The sequence below is a fragment of the Pseudomonas typographi genome (genome assembly GCF_014694385.1).
In the GTDB taxonomy this organism is placed as follows: Bacteria; Pseudomonadota; Gammaproteobacteria; order Pseudomonadales; family Pseudomonadaceae; genus Aquipseudomonas; species Aquipseudomonas typographi.
Map to the genome: position 1 here is coordinate 1 of NZ_JAAOCA010000124.1, position 652 is coordinate 652.

Sequence of the window (652 nt, forward strand, 5' to 3'; positions counted from 1 at the left end):
CAGCTCATAGGTCGCATAGGCGCCATAGGTACTGATCGACTCTTCGCCGAGCATGATGTCTTCAAGGCCATCGACCGCGCCCTCGCTCAGCACGTAGACCAGGTGCACCCATTCGCCATCGGCTTGGTTACCGCTTTGCTCCTGAGCCCAGACCAGCACCCCGCCGGTGGAGGCCCGGCCGAGAATGAAGCGGATCGGGGCCTTGGACGAGCGCACGGTCTGCGCGGAAGGCTCGCTATTCGTCAAAGAGCCGGTGGAAAGCGCCTCCTGGCTCGACGCCACATAGAAGGCCAGGCCGGCGCCGATAATCGCCCCAATGGGGTTGCCGGTCTGTGCGAACCCAATAACCGCGCCAATGGCGACCTGGGCAACCTTTTTGACGGCACTGCTCATTACTCAACTCTCCAGACCGCTAGCGGCGTGCAGTCGATGCGCCCTACTCCATCGTCGGCAACGGACCAGTATTCGTTGGCCCAGAACACCGCCATGCTTTGGCCGCCTGGGGCGTCGTACATCGTCACATCCCCGCGCTGTATGTACGCCGGCGATACCCGGCTGAAGCACGCATCCCAAGCGGCCTCGAGGCTGCCGTGGTTTTGCTTGAGCAGGCGCTTGGCGCCCGCCTCAGTCGTGTACTTGCCGCGGTAGACGG

At 63.3% G+C, this 652-nt stretch carries 1 protein-coding gene and 1 pseudogene; both read right to left on the bottom strand.

Going from position 1 to position 652, the window contains the following annotated elements:
- Positions 1–393 (bottom strand): annotated as a pseudogene (locus HAQ05_RS27990) (host specificity protein J); the annotation flags it as partial.
- Positions 393–652, bottom strand: a 260-nt coding sequence (locus HAQ05_RS27995; protein WP_420825803.1) for a DUF6950 family protein, incomplete at its 5' end; no start/stop codon positions are given. The gene HAQ05_RS27995 and the pseudogene HAQ05_RS27990, both read right to left, overlap by 1 nt.